The organism is Streptomyces sp. SAI-127 (assembly GCF_029894425.1).
Classification (GTDB): Bacteria; Actinomycetota; Actinomycetes; order Streptomycetales; family Streptomycetaceae; genus Streptomyces.
In genome coordinates, this window is record NZ_JARXYJ010000001.1 from 892,859 (window position 1) to 911,946 (window position 19,088).

Consider the following 19,088-nt stretch of genomic DNA (forward strand, 5'->3'; position numbering starts at 1 on the left):
GCCGAGCAATGAGGTAATTCGATGAAGGCTGTAGGTTTCACGGAATTCGGCGGGCCGGAGGTGCTTCAGATCCTGGAGCTGCCCACGCCCGAGGCCGGTCCGGGCGAGGTGCGCATCCGGGTGCACGCCGCGACCGTCAACGCGGTCGACGCCCTGCAGCGCAGCGGACCCGCCCGGTCGCCGGACGCCCAGCCACCGTTCGTTCCCGGCATGGAAGCCGCAGGGGTCGTGGACCAGATCGGCCCGGGTACGGACACGGATCTGAGCGTCGGCGACCACGTCATGGCGATCGTGCTCCCCGACGGCGCGCACGGCGCCTACGCCGAGCAGGTCGTGGTCCCGGTGGACTCGGTCGTCCACGCTCCCCACGGCGCGACCGACGCGCAGGCCGCGTCGCTGCCGATGAACGGCCTGACCGCACGCCTGGCCCTGGACACGCTCGGCCTGGAACCCGGACAGACCGTCGCGATCACCGGAGCGGCCGGCGCGGTCGGCGGCTACGCCGTCCAGCTGGCCAAGGCGGACGGACTGCGCGTGGTGGCCGACGCCTCGGACCAGGACGAGACCCTGATCAAGGAACTCGGTGCCGACGTCGTACTCCGCCGCGGCGCCGAATACCCGGACCGGGTACGCGCGGAGGTCCCGGAGGGCGTCGACGGACTCGTCGACGCCGCGTCGCTCGGCGCCCTCACCGCTCGGGCGGTCCGTGACGGCGGCCGGGTGGTGACACTGCGCGGCTACGACGGTCCCGGCGAGCGAGACGTCGTCTTCGAGCCGATCGTCGTGTTCAGCTACGCCAAGGAGCACGCCAAGTTCGACCAGCTCCGGCAGCAAGCTGAGACAGGCCGCATCACCCTGCGGATCGCGAAGACGTTCCCAGCGGAACAGGCCACCGAAGCGCACCGGCTCCTCGCCGCGGGAGGTGTGCGGGGTCGGCTGATCCTGACGTTCTGATCCGAGGCGCTTACTTCACCGGTGTCGGGCAGACCGACCGTGGGCGGGCCCCGTCTCGCACCGCTCGGTCCGCGCGAGGGGGGTAGGGATTCCTCCCCTGGATAAGCCATTCCCAGGATGGAATTCTCCCCTTTGCGGGCTCGCACGAGGATGGCAGGATCGATGCGCGACCGGCGACGGGTACCGGCCACGGAGAACATTTACGTCACCGTCTTCGACGCGGCCCACAGGGTGAAAGTGACGGCGCACCACATTTCCTGGAGAACCCCTTGCAGCGAGCCATCTTCACCGGCGGTGGCTGACCACCCGTCCCGGCCCCTGGCCGAGGGCCCGGCCTGAATCTCTGAAACACACGCTAGGAGCATCACCCCATGTCCGAACGGAAGAAGTTCGCGCCGCCGGCGATCCAGGAATTCGCCCCCAAGCTCGCGGAAGTGACCGACACGGTCCTGTTCGGCGACATCTGGGAGCGGCCGGGTCTGTCCCCGCGCGATCGCAGCCTGGTCACGGTCACCGCTCTCGCCGCCCTGTACCGGGGCGACCAGCTCACCTTCCACCTCGGCAAGGCGCTGGAGAACGGCGTGACCAAGGACGAGCTGATCGAGGCCATCACCCATCTGGCCTTCTACGCCGGATGGCCCAACGCCATGACCGCGATGACCCAGCTCAAGGAGATCGTGGACAAGGCCGACCAGTCCGGCTGACGCCGGACCCGACCGGTTCATGATCCACCTCGGCCCGCGCTTCAGGACCGGTACGCGTCCCTGACACCACGACAGACGCCAAGAGTTGGGAAGGCACATGAGAGCGACCATCCTTCACGCGCCGGGGGACATCCGGGTGGAGAACGCCCCGGAACCGAAGATCACGGCATCGACGGACGCGGTGATCCGTACCGTCGCCACCTGTGTGTGCGGCTCCGATCTGTGGAGTTACCGCGGTGTCCTACCGGTCGCCGAGGCGCAGCCGATCGGCCACGAGTACGTCGGCATCGTCGAGGAGGTCGGCGGCGACGTCTCGAGCGTCAGGCTGGGCCAGTTCGTCATCGGTTCCTTCGTCGCCTCCGACAACACCTGTCCGATCTGCCAGGCCGGCTACCACACCTCCTGCCAGCACGCGCAGTGGGTGAACGGCGCCCAGGCCGAGTACGTTCGCGTCCCTCTCGCCGACGGCACCCTGGTCGCCGTTCCGGAGCAGCCGACCGAGGCGCTGATCCCGAGTCTGCTGGCCCTGTCCGACGTCATGGGCACCGGCTGGTACGCCGCCGAGGCAGCCGAGGTCAAGCCCGGTTCGACGGCCGTGGTCGTCGGTGACGGCGCGGTGGGCCTGTCCGGCGTCATCGCCGCGAAGGAACTGGGCGCCGAGCGCATCATCGCCATGAGCCGACACGATTCCCGGCAGAAGCTGGCCCTGGAGTTCGGCGCCACCGACATCGTCACCGAGCGGGGCGAGGAAGGCGTCGCCCGCGTCAAGGAACTGACGAACGGCATCGGCGCCGACTCCGTCCTCGAGTGCGTCGGCACCCAGGAGTCGCTGCACCAGGCCCTGCAGTCCGCCCGCCCCGGCGGCAACGTCGGCTTCGTCGGCTTCCCGCACGGCTCGCAGATCGACGGCCAAGAGCTCTTCTTCTCCCACGTCGGCCTGCGCGGTGGCCCCGCCCCCGGGCGCGCCTACCTTCCCGACCTGATCGACCGCGTCCTCAGCGGCCGTATCAACCCGGGCAGGGTCTTCGACCTCACGCTGACGCTGGACGAGGTCGCCGAAGGCTACAAGGCCATGGACGAGCGCCGCGCCATCAAGACGCTGCTGCGTCCGTGACCTGAAGCCAAGGCCTTCGGCACCCGCGGCCTGGAGCGGACTCTCTCCCACTTCACACCCGACGCAACCTGGACGATCCCGGGCGGCCCGGCCCTGACGCCCCGGGCCGGACGGGGCACCGGGCCCGTACGCCTCGCAAGAGCGGCCCGCTCCGAAGAATGGAGAATCACCGATGACGACATGGACGAGCGGCGAGCTCAACCTCATCGCCAAGGCCGACGAGTTGGAGATGGCGCCGCGCCGCGGTGACGGCACCCTGCGGCGGCCGGTGCCGATCTGGGTCGTCCGCGACGGTGACGAGCTGTACGTCCGCTCCTTCCGAGGTACCAGCGGCGGCTGGTGGCGCACGGCGCGCACCACCCACGAAGGGCACATCCGCTCCGGCGGCGTCGACAAGGACGTCACCTTCGTCGAGGTGACGGACTCCGAGACCAACGACCGCATCGACACCGCGTACCGCACCAAGTACGGCCGCTTCGGCGACGCGTACGTCGACCCCATGGTCGCCGCACGCTCGACCACCCTGCGGCTGATCCCCCGATGAACACGACGATCCCGGTGGCAGCAGCTGCGCCCCCATCGGCATCCGTCCCCTCCCAGGAGTAAGCGACATGCTCGGTCTCGAACTCGTCGTCGCCCTGGGCGCGGCCGTACTGCTGGGCAACGTCCTGGGCCGGCGCTTCCACGTCGCGCCGCCCGTCGTGCTGCTCGTCGTGGGCGCGCTGCTCGGTCTCGTCCCGGCCGTCCGCCAGACCCAACTCCCGCCCGAAGTAGTGTTGTTGCTCTTCCTCCCCGTGCTGTTGTACTGGGAGAGCCTGACCACGTCCATGCGGGAGATCCGGACGAACCTGCGCGGCATCGTCCTGCTCAGCACGGTCCTGGTGATCCTCACCGCGGGGGCCGTGGCGGTCGCCGGGCACGCCCTCGGACTGGCCTGGGGACCGGCGTGGGCACTGGGCGCGGCCGTGGCTCCCACCGACGCCACAGCGGTCAGCGCCCTGGCCGGCTCCCTGCCGCGCCGTCAGATCACCGTGCTCCGAGCGGAGAGCCTCGTCAACGACGGCACCGCGCTGGTCATCTACGGCCTGGCGGTCGGCATCACCGTCGGCGAGGAGCACCTCACCCTGCCGCACGTCGGAGCGCTGTTCCTGCTGGCATACGGCGGCGGGGCCGCGGTCGGCGTGGCGGTCGCCTGGATCAACATGAACCTGCGACGCCGCCTGGACGATCCCCTGCTCGGCAATCTCGTCATGATCCTGGCGCCGTTCACGGCGTATCTGCTCGCGGAACTGATTCACGCCTCCGGTGTCCTGGCGGTCGTCGTGAGCGGGTTGATCATGGCCCAGGTGGCACCGAGCCTCATCCGGGCCGAGCACCGGCGCCAGGCACTGGCCTTCTGGCCGCTGGCCACGTTCATCATCAACGGCACGCTGTTCGTCCTGGTAGGAGTGGAACTCCAATACGCGCTCCGGCACCTGAGCCGGTCGGATCTCCGAGACGCCCTGATCGCGATCGGCGTGGTCAGCGTGGTGCTGGTCGCGGTCCGGTTCGCCTTCCTGTTCTCCTCCGCCTACCTGATCCGCGCCATCGACCGGCGTCCCGAGCAGCGGCTGCGGAGAATGAGTCACCGGGCGCGTGTCGTCAGCGGGTTGGCCGGCTTCCGGGGCTCGGTGTCGCTCGCCGTGGCGCTCTCGGTACCGGAGACCCTCGACTCCGGCGCTCCGTTCCCCGACCGCGCCTTCATCGTCTTCGTCACCTCCGGCGTCATCGTGGTGACCCTCGTGGTGCAGGGACTGCTGCTGCCCGGCGTGGTGCGCTGGGCCCGGCTGCCGCGCGACACGTCCGTCGACGAGGAAGAGGTACTCGCCGAGACGAAGGCGACCGAGGAAGCCATCGAGGCCCTGCCCCAACTCGCTGCCGAACTGGGCACCACCCCGAAGGTCATGGAGTGGCTGCGCCAGGAGTACGAGGCCCACCTGGCGACCGTACGGGCCAAAGGCGCTGGTTCCGACGGCGATCCCGCCCTGCTCCACAACCGCCACTACACCGACCTCCGCCTCGCCCTGATCGCCCGCAGACGCGCCACCGTCGTACGCCTGCGCGATGAGCGAGAGATCGACGACACCGTGTTGCGCCGGCTCCAGGCCACCCTGGACAACGAAGAGGTCCGGCTGGCCGGACGCGAGCAGGTGGAGTGAACGGAGTCCGACACGCGGCCCCCAAGTCCCCTAGGAGAAGGAATCCCTCCTGCCATGGCCTCCGGCCTCATCGACGTCCACGCCCACCTCCTGCCCGACTTCTACGTCCAGCAGGCGACAGCGGCGGGCCACGCCCACCCCGATGGCATGGGCGGCTGGCCGTCGTGGTCCGTGAAAGCGCACCTGGACCTGATGGATCGCAACGGCATCGAGACCGCGATGCTGTCCATGTCCTCCCCCGGCGTGCACTTCGGCGACGACAAGGCGGCCCGACTCCTCGCACGGCGCGTCAACGAGTACACCGCCGAACTGACCCGAGACCACCCCGGCCGCTTCGGCAACTTCGTGTCCCTCCCCCCGCCGGACGTGGATGCCTCGTTGGAGGAGATCGCCTTCGCCTACGACGAACTCGACGCCGACGGCGTGGCCCTGCTGACCCACACGCACGGTGTGTACCTGGGCGACCAGCGCCTCGAACCGGTCTTCGCGGAACTCGACCGCCGCCGGGCCGTGGTCTTCCTGCACCCCACCTCACCGGTGTGCTGGGAACAGTCAGCACTCGGCAGACCGCGGCCGATGGTCGAGTACATCTTCGACACGGCCCGCACCGTCACCGATCTGGTGATGGCGGGTGTCCTGACGCGTCATGCGAACTTGCAGGTGATCGTTCCGCACGGCGGGGGCGCGGTGCCCGTCCTGGCCGACCGTGTCAACGAGTTCATGAGTCTGTTCCTGCCTGTGGAGGAGACGCCCTCCCTCGATGCCGTGCAGCAACTACGCGGCCTGTACTACGACATGGCGGGCACCGCCTTCCCACGCCAAGTCCCGGCGCTGCTCGGGCTCGTCGATCCGGACCGCGTACTGTTCGGGAGCGACTACTGCTGGACGCCTCCCCCGCTGGCCGACGCCCACATCGCGGCGATCGACGCGGCCGAGTCACCGGTGGACGGAACCACGTGGCGGTCCCTGACGACGGCCAACGCCCAGCGCCTGTTCCCAGGGACGGCGCGGTGAACGACAGCCGGCCGGGTATCGGCGGGGCCAGGCGACGGGGTCACCGGTTCGACACGAGCGTCGACCATTTTTGGCATCAACAAGGAGGAAAAATGCACACGCGAACGCTCGGGCGAGACCTCCGGGTATCCGCCATCGGCCTCGGTGCCATGGGAACTGTCCCAGAGTTACGGCCCCAACCCCGGTGACCGAAACGACATGATCGCCGTGCTCCGTGGCGCCGTCGACCGAGGGGTCACGTTCTTCGACACCGCTGAGGTGTACGGCCCGTACGTCAACGAGGAGCTCGTCGGCGAGGCCCTCGCTCCGGTCCGTGACCAAGTGGTGATCGCCACGAAGTTCGGATTCCGCATCGAGAACGGTGCCTCGGTCGGACTCGACAGCCGGCCCGAGCGGATCCGTGCCGTCGCCACGGCCTCCCTCGAACGGCTCGGGGTCGAGAGGATCGACCTGTTCTACCAGCACCGCGTGGATCCCGAGGTACCGATCGAAGACGTCGCCGGCACGGTGGCCGAGCTCGTGCAGGAGGGCAAGGTCCGCTCCTTCGGGCTTTCGGAGGCCAGTGCGGAGACCATCCGACGTGCTCACTCGGTCCACCCGGTGACGGCAGTGCAGAGCGAGTACTCACTGTGGACCCGGGATCCCGAGCCGCAGGTCCTGCCGACGTGCGCGGCGCTCGGGATCGGCTTCGTACCCTTCAGCCCGCTCGGCAAGGGGTTCCTGACCGGAGCAGTGGACGCGTCGACGTCTTTCGCGGACGGCGACGTCCGCACGACGATTCCACGGTTCACGGCCGAGAACCGAGCGGCGAACCAGGCTCTCGTCGAGCACATCTCAGCGCTCGCGCGGGCCAAGGACGCCACACCGGGGCAGGTCGCGCTCGCCTGGCTGCTCGCGCGGCATCCGTCGATCGTCCCGATTCCCGGAACGCGGCGCATCGCGCGTATCGAGGAGAACATCGGCGCCACCCGGCTGCCGCTCTCCGCCGACGAACTGGCGGACCTCAACGAACTGGCCGGCCGGGTCGGGGTGCAGGGAGACCGCTACAACGAGCACCATATGTCGCTGGTCGACAAGTGACTTCCGCTCCGCTGGCTGACACCGCCAGTTCATCGTTGTAGACCACCCTGGTCAGGGCCGGAAGGTGCGGCGGTAGGTGTCGGGTGGGACGCCGACGCTGCGGTGGAAGTGGCGGCGCAGGGTGGTTGCGGTGCCCATGCCGGCGGCCGTTGCGATGGTGTCCACGGTGGCGTCGGTGGTCTCCAGCAGTTCCTGGGCGTGGCGAATGCGCTGGGTGTGGAGCCATTGCAGTGGCGTGGTGCCGGTGAGGTGCTTGAAGTGGCGGCCGAGGTGGCGTGAGCTCATACGGGCCTGGCGGGCCAGGTCCTCCACGGTCAGCGGCTGGTCCAGCCGCTCCAACGCCCAGGGGAAGAGCTCACCCAGGGGGTGGTTGCCTTCGGCGGGGAGGGGGGTGGCGATGAACTGGGCCTGGCCGCCGTCGCGGTGGGGTGGGACGACCAGGCGTCGGGCGATCTTGTTGGCGCTCGCCGAGCCGTGGTCGAGGCGGACCAGGTGCAGGCACAGGTCCATGGCGGCGGCCTTGCCCGCGGAGGTGAGGACGTCGCCGTTGTCGACGTAGAGGACGTCCGGATCGACGGTGGCCGCCGGGTGACGCCGGGCCAGTTCCCGCGTGTGGCCCCAGTGCGTGGTGGCGCGCCTGCCGTCGAGCAGTCCTGCCGCGCCCAGGACGAAGGCGCCCGTGCACAGTGAGGCCACGCGGGCACCGGCCGCGTGGGCCGCACGCACCGCCTCGACCAGCTCGGCGGGCGGGTCGCGGTCGGTGTCGGCCCAGCCAGGGACGATCACTGTGTCCGCGTGCACGAGGTGCTCGAATCCGTGATCGGGTTCCAGGCGGAAGCGGCCCACGTGCACCGGACCGCTCCCGCAGAGGGAGAAGTCGTACCAGGGGTCCACGATGTGTGTCAGGTCGGTTCCGAAGACCTCGACGGCCACGGACAGTTCGTAGTGGAGCATGCCGTCGGTGATGGCCAGTGCAACAGCGGTCATGTCCGAAACTGTACGCGGCATGTCGTTTCCGACACTCGTGCGGGGTGCTGCCGGAGGGACAGGATGTGGGTGTCAGGCCGCAGCGGATGAACCTCGCAGCGGGCGTTCGAGTACATGGGGAGCAGTCTCATGGGGTCAGGTCAGCTGGTGACGGTGTTCGGCGCGTACGGTCACACCGGGCGGTTCGTGGTCGCGGAGCTGGCCGCGCGCGGGTTTGTCCCGGTCCTGTCCGGGCGCAATGCGCAGACGTTGGAGGAACTTGCCCACGAGCACGGGCTGGAGGCCCGGGTGGCGTCGGTCGACGACCCGGCCTCGCTGGACCGGGCCCTGGCGGGAACGGCGGCGGTCATCAACTGCGCCGGCCCCTTCGCCTCGACCGTCGGCCCCGTGATCGAGGCCGCGCTCCGCGCGAAGATCCCTTATCTGGACGTGGCCGCCGAGCTCGAGGCCAACCTCGACACCTTCGCCCACTACCGCGAGCGGGCCCGAGACGCGGGAGCGGTGATCGTCCCGGCCATGGCCTTCTTCGGCGGCCTCGGCGACCTCCTGGCCACCGCGGCGATGGGCGACTGGACCGAGGCCGACGAGGCGCACATCGCCTACGCGCTCAGCAACTGGCACCCCACCGCCGGTACCCGGCTCTCAGGCGCGGTCTCCCGCGAGAGACGCGGCGCCCACCGCCTGCGCTACAGCGGCGGACGGTGGGAACACCGCACCGACGCCGCGCCCGTCCTGGAATGGACCTTCCCGGAACCGATGGGCCCCCGGCCGGTGATCGGGGAGTTCACGATGGCGGACGTCGTCACCGTCCCCCAGCACCTCTCCATCCCCGACGTGACCACCTACATGACCGCCGAGGCGGCCCGAGACGTCACCGCCCCACACACGCCGGCCCCGACGGCCACCGACGAGATCGGGCGCTCGAACCAGACCTTCCTCGTCGACGTCGTCGTCCGCTCCGGCGGAGCCGAACGCCGGGCCACGGCCGGCGGCCAGGACATCTACGCCGTCACCGCGCCCCTCGTCAGCGAGGCCCTCGAGCGCGTCCTGACCGGCCGTACCAAGGCCGTCGGCGTCGTCTCCGCCGGCGAGATCTTCGACGCCCCCGACTTCCTGCACGCGCTCGCACCGCACATCACACTCGACCTGGTTTTGGTCTGATCCCGGTCTTGGTGGGTCAGCGCGCGAGGGAGACCGCGAAGGGCTTGAAGCCGTGTCGGCGCAGAATGTGCGGTACGACCAGGATCATGGCCTCGGTGGCGCGGGCCGTGGTGATGTCGCCGAGGTCCTCGATCCGTTCGGGCTGCCAGCCCAGGTCGCCGAGCAGGCCGGTGACGGTCTTCTTCGCGTGTTCGTCGTCGCCCGAGAGGTAGGCGGTCGGTGGGGTGGCCAGGGTTTCCGGAGCGGTCATGACCGTGAAAAGCATGGTGTTGAGGGTCTTGACCACATGGGTGTCGGGGAGCGCTGCCTGGAGCTTCTCGGCGAGGCTGCTGCCGGGATAGCACAGGTCGCCGGGCAGGCCGTCACTGTCGTCGCGGGTGGCGTTGGAGACGTCGATGAGGATCTTGCCGGCGAGGTCGGTGCGCAGGTCGGTGAGGCGGTCCAGGGAGCTGTCGCCGGGCGTCGCGTTGATCACGATGTCCGCGGTGCGGGCGGTGGTGCGCTGGTCGGCGAGGGCGATCCGCGGGGCGGGACCGGCGGTGCGGGCGGCGGTGTCTTCGGGGTTCCGGACACCGAGGGTGACATGGTGTCCGGCTGCGGAGAGCTTGCCGGCGAGGTGGGTGCCGACGCGGCCGGCGCCCAGGATGCCGATGCTGGTCATGCGGTGATGCTCCTTGCGGTTTCGGGGTGAGGAGGAGGGACTTCCGGTCAGGCGATGGGCGAGAGGACCTTGAGGGCGGCGCTGTGGAGGCCGGGGGCGGCGGCCAGGAAGTCGCGGCTGCCGGTGTTCCAGGGGTCGCCCGTCAGGTCGGTGACGGTGCCTCCGGCCTCGGAGACCAACAGGGCGCCGGCGACCAGTCCGGAGCGGACGTCGGAGAACTGCCAGAACGCGTCCATGCGTCCGGCGGCGACATGGATGAGCTGCATCGTGGCGGGAACGGACACCCGCACGACCAGCCCGTTGATGAGCATCGCGGTGACGGAGCCACCGATCCGCCGGAAGGTGCGCTCGTCCTCGCCGGGCTTGGCCTGGCCGGTGCCGATGAGCGCCGCGCCCAGGTCGGTCTTGGCGGACACCTTCAGGGGCCGGTCGTTGAGGCGGGCCCCGCCGCCGGCGACCGCGGTGTAGGTGTCGCCGGTCAGCGGCAGGTGGACGACGGTGAGTACCGGCTGGTTGTCGCGGACCAGGGTGGCGGTGACGGCCCAATCGTCCATGCCGTGGACGTGGTTGATGTTGCCCTCGGCGGGGTCGACGACCCACCACTCCCCGGGCGGGAGCGCACCGCCGGCCAGCTCGTCCTCGGCCCACTGCGACCCCGGCCGGGCCCGCAGCAGCGGCTCTCGCAGCACGTCCAGCACCGCGTCGTCGTTGGCGTGGATCTCGCCCACGACCTCGTCCAGACTCACACCCCGGGCGTACGAGGTGTGGCGGTCGCGCAATGTGACGCCGGCGGTCTTCACCGCGGCTGTCACGTCGGACATGAGCGTCGTACCGGCGTCGAAAGGCATGACTGTGTTCATGGCGGGCTCCCTGGGATCGGTCGAAGCGGGGCGGTTGTCTCGCCCCCGCACTTCGAAGGTAGGCCGCTCGGTCATTAACAACAAGTGCATGCTTGTCACTTGTAGAGTTACTCGCATGCACTTGGATCTGAACCTGCTCACAGCCCTTGATGCCCTGCTGGAAGAGGGCAGCGTCGCCGGCGCGGCAGCACGCCTCCACGTCACCGCGCCCGCGATGAGCCGCTCCCTGGGCCGCATCCGCAAGGCCACCGGTGACCAGATCCTGGTCCGCACCGGCCGCAGCATGGTCCCCACCACACGCGCGCTGGCCATGCGCGCCGAGGTCCACGCCCTCGTGCAGCAGGCCCACCACCTTCTGTCCGCACAACAGGAACTCGACCTGGCGGCTCTGGACCGGGTGTTCACCGTGCGCTGGCACGACGCCCTGACCGCCGCATGCGGCACCGCCTTGACCACGGCCGTCCACCAGCAGGCCCCCGGCGTCCGGCTGCGCCTGTCCGCCGAACCAGGGTCGGACGACGCCGAGTTGCGCCGGGGTGAGGTCGACCTCGAATCAAGCTCCAGCGTTCCGACGCTCCCCGACATCCGCCACCGCCTCGTGGGCAAGGACCGGCTGATCGTCGCCGCCCGCCCAGGCCACCCGCTCACGACAGGTCCGCTGACCCTCGAGCGTTACGCGGCCGCCGAACACCTCACCGTTTCGCGGCGCGGAAGCCTGCGCGACCCGATCGATGACGCCCTGACCACACGCGGCCTCCAACGACGCGTCGTCGCCGTGGGACCCACCGCCGCCTTCGCACTGCAACTCGCCCTCGACACCGACCTGATCGTCACCCTCCCCGACGCGGTCACCCACACGGCCCGGGAACAACTCGGCCTGGCCACCCTGCCGCCGCCAATCCCCCTGCCCGACGTACCCCTGTACCTCCTGTGGCACCAGCGCTACGACAACGACCGCGCCCACACCTGGCTGCGAGACCTGGCCACCGAAACCGTCAAAGCACTGTTCAGCCCGTCCCGCTCTTCGATGTCGAGCAGTGACAGAACGTCCCCTGCCACAAACCCCGAGCCGGAACCGGAAGTTGCACCCACAGCCACATGACCGGCCAGCCCGCCCGGCACTTTCAGATACCGATCCCAGATCTGGGCCTTGCAACAGGGACCGATGTTCAGGCCGCTGCGACGGCGCGTGCGACCCTTCCACCCTCGACCTGATTGAATCGCATCAATCGAACCTCTCCACGGACCGCCAAGATCGGGAACAGCGATTCCCCACATCAGCGGCAGCCGTCCCGGCACCGGCAAGTGCTCTTCCACCGGCCGGGTCGGCAGGTGCTCGGCGCCCCGCCGGGGAGGTTTGTGACCAGCGGATATCGTGCCGTTGTCGCGTTGGTGAGAGGTGCCCCCGGGCGCACACATTGGAGCGCTTCAACGCGTGTCATGTATTGTGCGGCTTGTCCGCGACAGCCTGGTCTCCGGCGAGTGCCTGGCGGTCGCGGGACGAACGAGACCGGAGGTCGAGGAGCGCTGTGGCAACCGCCCGTCCGCGCGCAGTACAGGGGCATGCCGGTCCGAGCATGCAGGACGTCGCCGACGCCGCAGGCGTCTCGGTGGGCACCGTCTCCAACGTGCTGAACCATCCGGCGAAGGTGAGCCCAGCGACGGCCGAGCGGGTCCGCGAAGCCATCAGCCGTCTGGGTTTCGTGCGCAACGACGCGGCACGGTCGCTGGTGTCGGGCTCGACCAACAGCGTCGGCATGGTGCTCGCCGACATCGAGAACTCCCTGTTCATCGACATGACGCACGGCGCCCAGGACGCCGCCCGCGCGGTCGGCCAGAAACTCCTGCTCGCGAACACGGCGTGCGACATGGCGCTTCAGGACGACTACCTGGACCTGTTCGACGAGTCCCGGGTGACCGGCGTGCTGCTGGCCCCCATGGAGGACTCCACTGCCGGCATCGCGCGCATCCGTTCGCACGGGCGCCAGGTCGTGCTCCTCAACTACTCCCCCAAGCCGGGCACATGCTGTTCGGTGCTGGTCAACAACGAGCACGTCGGATATCTGGCGGCCCGCCATCTCATCGACACGGGGCGCACACGACTGGCCTATGTGGTCGCGCACGACCACTACCAGCCGGTGCGCGACAGACGCAGGGGCGTACGGGCGGCGGTCGAGGAGGCGGGCCCCGGCGTCACGCTGGAGGAGATCGACAGTGTCGGCCTGACGACATCCCATGGCCATGTGGTCGGGCAGGATCTCGCACGGAGAGCGCCCGGCGATCTGCCGGACGGCCTCGTTGTCGTCACCGATGAACTGGCCAATGGCATCATCCACGAACTGCACACCGTGGCAGGAATCCGCGTGCCCGACCAGGTCGCCGTCGTGGGGTGCGAGAACAACCGAGCGGCTGGCGGCGCGGCGGTTCCGCTGACCGCGGTGGACATGCCGGGCCGGATGATGGGGCGGGAAGCGATCCGGCTATTGATGGACGAGGTGGCCTCGGGCGAGCAGCACCGTCATGCCACCGTCGTGCTGGAGCCCGAGCTCATCGTCCGCGCCAGCGCGCCGCGCTGACGGTCCGGCGTCGGCACGTGCAGTGATCGTTCGCGCGCCACGCTGAGCTGATCGTCCGGGCCGACGCGCGGCTCGCACCGTCCGCCCCGATGCCTGGTCGCCAGCCCGCGCCGAGGTCCACGCCGGCCGTCCGGCTCCACTTGCCTCTCCGACCGGGCGGCCGTCTCGTGCCACGCTTCACGCCTAGGACAGCCCCTCCAGCCGACCGCCCCGGCGGCCCTCAGCGCGGTTCGGAAACGTCCGCGACAGCTCCTTGACACATGCCGAAGCGGGCCATAGGTTCCCGACATCCCTCCATTGAAGCGTTTCAATATGTCGCGCGCCGAGGAGCACCTGTGCACAAGACCCTCAGAACCGCCGTGTCGCCCTCCTGGCTCCCCTGCTACCACCACAAGCCTGCTGCTGAGCGCATGCAGTTGGGCCCCTTCGCGGACCTCCCCGACCGCCGACGGCCTACCCTGCTGAACAGGGTCCTGTTCTATGACGGCGGCGCCGACGCCGCTGCCGAAATCGAGGCGGCCCTGCCGAGTGGGACAGCGGACTGACCTCTCCAACGCACATGACTTCGCGGCGTCCTCAGCCGAGAACACGCACTCCACCGAACGGACCAGCAGGAGATGCCATGCTCCGTAAACGCCCACTATTGCTCGTACTCCTGAGAGGCCTTGTCATGAGTGCCGTGGTCGCAGGCGCGGTGATCCTGCCGGCGCCCGTGTCCTCTGCGGCGTCGGTTTCGGACACGCCGTTCGCCGTGAAGGCTCTGACTGCCAACGGCCGGGTGAACCCGCTGGGCATCGGTGGTGACGACCCGGTCCTCGGCTGGCAGTTGGCGTCGGCCCGGCGGGCGACATCGCAGTCGGCCTACGAGATCCAGGTGGGACGCAAGCCGGGCTCGACCGATGTGTGGTCGTCCGGCAAGGTGGCGTCCGACCGCCAGGTCGGCGTGCGGTACGGCGGGCCTGACCTGGAGGCGGGCACCCGTTACCACTGGCGCGTTCGGGCCTGGGACGACAAGGGAGTCGCGAGTCCCTGGAGCGCGACCGCGTACTTCGAGACGGGCCTGCTGCACTCCGAAGACTGGAACAGCGCCCAGTGGATCACTCGCCCCGCTGCTCCGAGCGAGCTGGACAAGTGGACCGACTACACCGCCACGGTCGAGTTCAAGCTCGACAGCGCCGCTTTCGGCATGTTCCTGCGTGCCCCGGATGTGAGCAACGGATACATGTGGCAGTTCAACGTCACGGGCTCCACTCCGATGCTGAGGCTGCACAAGCAGGTCAAGGGCAACTACACCGTGGTTCAGGACGTGGACCTCGCGCCCTACGGCTTCACCGACGCGAGTCTCCTCGCCGGCCGACACACCGTCCGCTACGACGTGTCGGGCACCACCATCAAGACGACCCTCGACGGCAAGCTGGTCGACACCTTCACCGACGCCACGTTCACGAAGGGCTACATAGGTTTCCGCACCCACGCATGCTGCGGCGAACGCGGAACCGTCTACGACGCCGTTGTGACCGGCGCCGACGGCGGCACGCTGCTGGACACCGACTTCGCGTCCGGCCGCAACCCGTTCACCGGCGGTGAGATCGCCGACAACGCCCTCGTCGTGTCCGGCACCACGGACGCCCTCTACGCACCCGCGTCCCGGCCGCTGCCACTGCTGCGCAAGGACTTCGCGACCAAGGCCGGCAAGAAGATCGCCTCCGCGCGCGTCTACGCGTCGGCACTCGGCCTCTACGAACTGAAGCTCAATGGCAAGCCGGTGGGCGACCAGGTGCTCGCCCCGGGCTGGACGAACTACGACAAGCGCATCCAGGCCCAGACCTACGACGTCACGAAACTGCTCGACAGCGGCGACAACGTCATCGGCGCTTCTCTGGCGGACGGTTGGTGGGCCGGCAAGGTCGGGCTCGGCTGGACCCACCAGTACGGGGACACCCCCGCTCTCGTGGCGAAGATGCGCGTCACCTACACCGACGGCACCATCCAGTGGATCGCCACGGACGGTTCGTGGAAGGCGTCAAACGGGCCCTTCGTGAAGGCCGACCTGCAGGACGGCGAGACGTACGACGCTCGTCTGGAGCCGTCGGGCTGGAGCCGGCCAGGATTCGACGACGCGAAGTGGGAGCCCGCCGCGAGCCTGGACTCGCAGACCGCGCTGCTGGTCCCGCAGAGCGACGAGCCGGTGCGCCAGACCCAGGTGCTCCAGGCCCGGAAGACGACCGAGCCCACCCCCGGGGCCTACGTCTACGACCTCGGTCAGAACATGGTCGGCGTGTCACGGCTGAAGCTGACCGGCTCCGCCGGCCAGACAGTCAAGATCCGCTACGCGGAAGTGCTCAACAAGAACGGCACCCTCTACACCGACAACTTCCGCAGTGCCAAGGTCACCGACCGCTACACCTTCGCCGAGACCGGAACGGTCACCTACGAACCCACCTTCACCCAGCACGGGTTCCGCTACATCGAGATCACCGGGGTGAACGAACCCCCCGCTCTCCTGGACGTCAAGGGCGTCGTATGGGGATCCGACCTCCCCACCACCGGCACACTGAAGACCTCGGACAGCATGCTCGACCAACTGGTGAGCAACATCTCCTGGAGCCAGCGCGGCAACTTCCTCTCCATCCCCACCGACACCCCGGCCCGCGACGAACGTCTGGGATGGACGGGAGACATCAGCCTGTTCGCGCCGACGGCCAACTACCTTGTCGACACCCGCGCGTTCCTGTCCCACTGGATGGCGGACGTACGCAACTCCCAGTACGCCAACGGCGATCTGCCGGCGGTCGTACCGACCCCTCAGGGCCAGTTCGGCGACAGCGGTGTCGGGTGGTCCGACGTGATGATCACGGTGCCGTACCACGTATGGCGCTCCTACGACGACACCCGCATCCTGCGGGAGAACTACCCCGCCATGCAGAAGTTCTTCCAGTTCGTGCGCACCAGCGCCGGACCGGACCTGCTCGAGCCCGGCCGCACCACCTTCTTCACCAACGACTGGCTGAACCTGGACGACCCGACCGAGCAGGGCATCCTGGGCACGGCCTACTACGCCGAGAACGCCCGCATGATGGCGGAGACGGCCAAGGCCCTGGGCGATGACGCGGCGGCGTCCGACTACGGCAAGCTCTCCGCGGACATCCGCGACGCCTTCACCAAGGCCTACGTCGCAGCCGACGGCACCGTCAAGGGCAACTCTCAGACCGGGTACGCGATGGCCCTCGCCATGAACCTTGTCCCGGATCCGGCGCTGGTCGACAAGGTCGGGGAGAAGTTCGTGGCCAAACTGGCGCTCACCGACTACCACCTGCGGACCGGCTTCATCGGCACCCCTCTGCTGCTGCCCGCGCTGAGCAGGATCGGCCGGGACGACTTGGCATACAAGATGCTGCTGCACAAGGACTACCCGTCCTGGGGCTACGAGGTCGCCAACGGTGCCACCACCATGTGGGAGCGCTGGAACTCGATCATGCCCAACGGCGACTTCGGCCCGGTCGACATGAACTCCTTCAACCACTATGCCTACGGCGCCGTGGGTGACTGGATGTTCCAGAACATCGGCGGCATCTCCGCGCTCGAGCCCGGCTACAAGCGCTCCCGGATCGCGCCGGTACCCGGCGGGGACCTGACGGAAGGGACCGGAAGCCTCACCACCGTCTACGGCCGCCTGTCGTCGCAGTGGAGCACCCACAACGGCGCCATCAACCTCAAGGTCACCGTCCCGGTCAACACCGTCGCGGAGGTCCATGTGCCGACGAAGACCCACCGGGCGGTCACCGAAGGCGGCCGACCGGCCGACGCCGCCAAGGGAGTCCGCTTCCTGCGCACGGAGAAGGGAGCCGCCGTGTTCGAGGTCGGATCGGGCTCCTACGACTTCGGCGTCCACACCGTCCGCGGAGAGGCCGAGTAGGCCCGGAGAGCCGCGTGACCTGATGGCGGGCCCGGACACTCCGGGCCCGCCGACAGCGTTCGTACAGCCCCGGCAGGGCAGCGAGGTCACCTGGACACTCAGGCGGCGGATGGTACGCGGAGCGGGGGCGACGAGGCCGCCGGAGCGGATGGGGCCGTTTTTTGATGCTCGGTAGGCGGAGCTGAGGATCGATCGACTATGACGTAAGTCGACCCCGCCAGTGCATGCACCGATGTCGGCGACGATGGCGGCTACAGCGGCGGTGTTGCAGGGGGCGCTGACCAGCGCCGGGCGTTCATGACACTCCCCCGTCGGCGATCGGGCGGGCGGCAGCCCATCCCGGGAGAGGCTGTTTGCGGGCACGGTAGGCATGTGCGACGGCACCGCGCGCCTGCTCGGCGCCATCTTGGGTGATCCGGTAGAAGCGGCGGCGCGGACGGCCCCCTTCTACATGTACGGCGGGATCCTCCCAGACGCTGTCCAGCCAGCCGACTTGTTCCAGGCGGGCCAGGATCGGATAGATGGTGCCCGACGGCAGTCCCGCCAGCTCGCACAGCTCCAGGCCGTAGCGCTGCTTGCCGGGATCCTCCAACAAAGCCCGCAACACCAGTTGGGTCTGCAGGGTCATACGCAGCTTCGCCATACCCTTACTCTACATAGCCTATATACAGGCTGTAAGTAGATCGTGACGCCCTGTCAGCGCACCAGCGCCTCCACGCTGATGGGGTCACGGACGCCTGGCACCAACCTGCATCACGCGACCACCGAACGCGCCCTGCCGCAATTGAGCCGGCAACCCGCCACCGGCTCCCCTCCGCTTTCCACCTCGTTCATCCACGTCAGGCCGATCCACCGCAGACAGGTGCATCCGCATCCTCGGCGGTTGGACCAAGACCTGCACCCCCCTCGCCTCCTACTGCCTCGCAACTCCCCGGGCTCGAGCCGAAGAGCACGTCACCAGCGGAAGCTCTTCCCTCCCGACCACAGGAACACGTCCCCGGGGCCGGGTCCCAGGGTCACAAGGCGATCAGACCTGCCGTCGTCGCTCTGAAGCCGCAGGCATCGAAGTAGAACGATCCCAAGTGCTCTTCGAAGTCGACATGCAGCCACTCACACCCCGCAGCACGGCATCCCTCCGCAGCTGCCTTGACCAGCGCTGCTCCCACCCCGTTCGAACGATTGCGCTGAGCGACGACCGCGTCCAGGACAAACGCATGGACGCCGCCGTCCCAGGCGACGTTGACGAAGCCGACCAAACGGTGACCTTCCCACGCGCAGACCCAGCCGAGGCTGTGACGTCGAAGCCTTGTACGCCAGTCCGTCTGCCCGACCGGGTGATCGAATCCTTCGGCATGCAGCTTGTTGAGAGCTGAGTTGTCGACGTCGCCTCGCCACTCATATGTGATTGCCATGATCCGAACCTAGTGACCACCAGAACCGGACTACAGGGGGCAACTCACTCACTGGGCCTGGGCATGGTCGGTGGGTCGCCGAGTCTGCGGTCGCCTCGCTCCACGGCCCTCGCCGCCAACAAACCCGCTGGGCAGGATGACCTGTGAAGTCCGAGCAGGACGCGGTGCAGTCCTGGACTGGTGATCACTCGATGTGTCCGGTGCCGGGGTCCACCTGCGAGAGGAAGTCCCGGATGGCCTCGTCGAGATCGGCCCTGTCGACTTGCACCGGAGGGTGGCTGCGGAACCCGAACCCGTACTGCGGGTCGGGACCGGTCAGCCAGGTGACGTCGTAAGTACCCGGGCTGTCGTCCGGCTGACTGACCTCGAATTCCTCACCGTCGACGGAGATCCGCAACGGCCCGTCCGTCGACATCACGACCTGCCTTCCTCTGCTCCGGCATGAGAGCGC

At 68.8% G+C, this 19,088-nt stretch carries 18 protein-coding genes; 12 read left to right on the top strand and 6 right to left on the bottom strand.

Annotated features, from left to right (window positions below; translation table 11 throughout):
• The first annotated feature begins 21 nt into the window (after nt 1-21).
• The 7 genes from M2157_RS04340 (at nt 22) to M2157_RS04370 (ending at nt 7,064) form a co-directional block, all read left to right on the top strand.
• Entirely contained in the window at nt 22-954 is a 933-nt protein-coding gene (locus tag M2157_RS04340; protein WP_280864473.1) for an NADP-dependent oxidoreductase, read from the top strand.
• A gap of 371 nt (nt 955-1,325) precedes the next feature.
• Nucleotides 1,326-1,658, top strand: a complete 333-nt coding sequence (locus M2157_RS04345) for a carboxymuconolactone decarboxylase family protein (RefSeq protein WP_280860463.1) — start codon at nt 1,326-1,328, stop codon at nt 1,656-1,658.
• A gap of 97 nt (nt 1,659-1,755) precedes the next feature.
• Nucleotides 1,756-2,772: a zinc-dependent alcohol dehydrogenase family protein gene (locus M2157_RS04350; RefSeq protein ID WP_280864474.1), complete on the top strand. Its 1,017-nt coding sequence runs from the start codon at nt 1,756-1,758 to the stop codon at nt 2,770-2,772.
• 172 nt (nt 2,773-2,944) lie between these two features.
• Entirely contained in the window at nt 2,945-3,316 is a 372-nt protein-coding gene (locus M2157_RS04355) for a DUF2255 family protein (RefSeq protein ID WP_280864475.1), read from the top strand.
• A gap of 67 nt (nt 3,317-3,383) precedes the next feature.
• The gene (locus tag M2157_RS04360) at nt 3,384-4,970 is read left to right on the top strand and encodes a Na+/H+ antiporter (RefSeq protein ID WP_280864476.1); all 1,587 of its coding nucleotides are present in this window, start codon (nt 3,384-3,386) and stop codon (nt 4,968-4,970) included.
• A gap of 54 nt (nt 4,971-5,024) precedes the next feature.
• Nucleotides 5,025-5,984 (top strand): amidohydrolase family protein, encoded by a 960-nt coding sequence (locus tag M2157_RS04365; RefSeq protein WP_280864477.1) that lies wholly within the window; start codon nt 5,025-5,027, stop codon nt 5,982-5,984.
• A 198-nt stretch (nt 5,985-6,182) separates the two neighbouring features.
• The gene (locus M2157_RS04370; RefSeq protein ID WP_280864478.1) at nt 6,183-7,064 is read left to right on the top strand and encodes an aldo/keto reductase; all 882 of its coding nucleotides are present in this window, start codon (nt 6,183-6,185) and stop codon (nt 7,062-7,064) included.
• Between the two features lie 51 nt (nt 7,065-7,115).
• Here M2157_RS04370 and M2157_RS04375 read toward each other — a convergent pair whose 3' ends face one another.
• Nucleotides 7,116-8,051, bottom strand: coding sequence for a helix-turn-helix domain-containing protein (locus M2157_RS04375; RefSeq protein ID WP_280860469.1), 936 nt, complete (start codon nt 8,049-8,051; stop codon nt 7,116-7,118).
• 129 nt (nt 8,052-8,180) lie between these two features.
• On the opposite strand from M2157_RS04375, the gene M2157_RS04380 reads away from it, so the two are divergent.
• Nucleotides 8,181-9,212, top strand: coding sequence for a saccharopine dehydrogenase NADP-binding domain-containing protein (locus tag M2157_RS04380; protein ID WP_280860470.1), 1,032 nt, complete (start codon nt 8,181-8,183; stop codon nt 9,210-9,212).
• 16 nt (nt 9,213-9,228) lie between these two features.
• Here M2157_RS04380 and M2157_RS04385 read toward each other — a convergent pair whose 3' ends face one another.
• A complete protein-coding gene (locus M2157_RS04385) occupies nt 9,229-9,873 on the bottom strand; it encodes an NAD(P)-binding domain-containing protein (RefSeq protein WP_280864479.1) in 645 nt (214 codons plus the stop codon).
• Nucleotides 9,874-9,920: 47 nt separating this feature from the next.
• On the bottom strand, nt 9,921-10,733 hold the full coding sequence (locus M2157_RS04390; protein ID WP_280864480.1) for an inositol monophosphatase: 813 nt from the start codon (nt 10,731-10,733) through the stop codon (nt 9,921-9,923).
• Between the two features lie 115 nt (nt 10,734-10,848).
• On the opposite strand from M2157_RS04390, the gene M2157_RS04395 reads away from it, so the two are divergent.
• The 4 genes from M2157_RS04395 (at nt 10,849) to M2157_RS04410 (ending at nt 17,225) form a co-directional block, all read left to right on the top strand.
• Complete coding sequence (locus tag M2157_RS04395; protein WP_280864481.1) at nt 10,849-11,835, top strand: LysR family transcriptional regulator; 987 nt, start codon at nt 10,849-10,851, stop codon at nt 11,833-11,835.
• A gap of 475 nt (nt 11,836-12,310) precedes the next feature.
• Nucleotides 12,311-13,309 carry a LacI family DNA-binding transcriptional regulator gene (locus M2157_RS04400; RefSeq protein WP_280864482.1) on the top strand — a complete coding sequence of 333 codons (999 nt, stop codon included), beginning with the start codon at nt 12,311-12,313 and terminating at the stop codon, nt 13,307-13,309.
• Nucleotides 13,310-13,644: 335 nt separating this feature from the next.
• Nucleotides 13,645-13,854 (top strand): hypothetical protein, encoded by a 210-nt coding sequence (locus M2157_RS04405; RefSeq protein WP_280864483.1) that lies wholly within the window; start codon nt 13,645-13,647, stop codon nt 13,852-13,854.
• A 206-nt stretch (nt 13,855-14,060) separates the two neighbouring features.
• Nucleotides 14,061-17,225, top strand: coding sequence for a family 78 glycoside hydrolase catalytic domain (locus tag M2157_RS04410; RefSeq protein WP_280864484.1), 3,165 nt, complete (start codon nt 14,061-14,063; stop codon nt 17,223-17,225).
• A gap of 295 nt (nt 17,226-17,520) precedes the next feature.
• On the opposite strand, the gene M2157_RS04415 is transcribed toward M2157_RS04410, so the two are convergent.
• The 3 genes from M2157_RS04415 to M2157_RS04425 form a co-directional block, all read right to left on the bottom strand.
• On the bottom strand, nt 17,521-17,868 hold the full coding sequence (locus tag M2157_RS04415) for a PadR family transcriptional regulator (protein ID WP_280860477.1): 348 nt from the start codon (nt 17,866-17,868) through the stop codon (nt 17,521-17,523).
• 373 nt (nt 17,869-18,241) lie between these two features.
• Nucleotides 18,242-18,637 (bottom strand): GNAT family N-acetyltransferase, encoded by a 396-nt coding sequence (locus tag M2157_RS04420; RefSeq protein ID WP_280860478.1) that lies wholly within the window; start codon nt 18,635-18,637, stop codon nt 18,242-18,244.
• A 184-nt stretch (nt 18,638-18,821) separates the two neighbouring features.
• Nucleotides 18,822-19,052, bottom strand: coding sequence for a hypothetical protein (locus tag M2157_RS04425; RefSeq protein ID WP_280860479.1), 231 nt, complete (start codon nt 19,050-19,052; stop codon nt 18,822-18,824).
• Nucleotides 19,053-19,088 lie beyond the last annotated feature (36 nt).

Coding starts and splice junctions, on each gene's coding strand:
- M2157_RS04395 (WP_280864481.1), top strand. CDS start 10,849: ATGCACTTGGATCTGAACCTGCTCACAGCCCTTGATGCCCTGCTGGAA.
- M2157_RS04390 (WP_280864480.1), bottom strand. CDS start 10,733: ATGAACACAGTCATGCCTTTCGACGCCGGTACGACGCTCATGTCCGAC.
- M2157_RS04400 (WP_280864482.1), top strand. CDS start 12,311: ATGCAGGACGTCGCCGACGCCGCAGGCGTCTCGGTGGGCACCGTCTCC.
- M2157_RS04425 (WP_280860479.1), bottom strand. CDS start 19,052: ATGTCGACGGACGGGCCGTTGCGGATCTCCGTCGACGGTGAGGAATTC.
- M2157_RS04350 (WP_280864474.1), top strand. CDS start 1,756: ATGAGAGCGACCATCCTTCACGCGCCGGGGGACATCCGGGTGGAGAAC.
- M2157_RS04385 (WP_280864479.1), bottom strand. CDS start 9,873: ATGACCAGCATCGGCATCCTGGGCGCCGGCCGCGTCGGCACCCACCTC.
- M2157_RS04360 (WP_280864476.1), top strand. CDS start 3,384: ATGCTCGGTCTCGAACTCGTCGTCGCCCTGGGCGCGGCCGTACTGCTG.
- M2157_RS04375 (WP_280860469.1), bottom strand. CDS start 8,051: ATGACCGCTGTTGCACTGGCCATCACCGACGGCATGCTCCACTACGAA.
- M2157_RS04355 (WP_280864475.1), top strand. CDS start 2,945: ATGACGACATGGACGAGCGGCGAGCTCAACCTCATCGCCAAGGCCGAC.
- M2157_RS04380 (WP_280860470.1), top strand. CDS start 8,181: ATGGGGTCAGGTCAGCTGGTGACGGTGTTCGGCGCGTACGGTCACACC.
- M2157_RS04420 (WP_280860478.1), bottom strand. CDS start 18,637: ATGGCAATCACATATGAGTGGCGAGGCGACGTCGACAACTCAGCTCTC.
- M2157_RS04340 (WP_280864473.1), top strand. CDS start 22: ATGAAGGCTGTAGGTTTCACGGAATTCGGCGGGCCGGAGGTGCTTCAG.
- M2157_RS04345 (WP_280860463.1), top strand. CDS start 1,326: ATGTCCGAACGGAAGAAGTTCGCGCCGCCGGCGATCCAGGAATTCGCC.
- M2157_RS04370 (WP_280864478.1), top strand. CDS start 6,183: ATGATCGCCGTGCTCCGTGGCGCCGTCGACCGAGGGGTCACGTTCTTC.
- M2157_RS04415 (WP_280860477.1), bottom strand. CDS start 17,868: ATGGCGAAGCTGCGTATGACCCTGCAGACCCAACTGGTGTTGCGGGCT.
- M2157_RS04365 (WP_280864477.1), top strand. CDS start 5,025: ATGGCCTCCGGCCTCATCGACGTCCACGCCCACCTCCTGCCCGACTTC.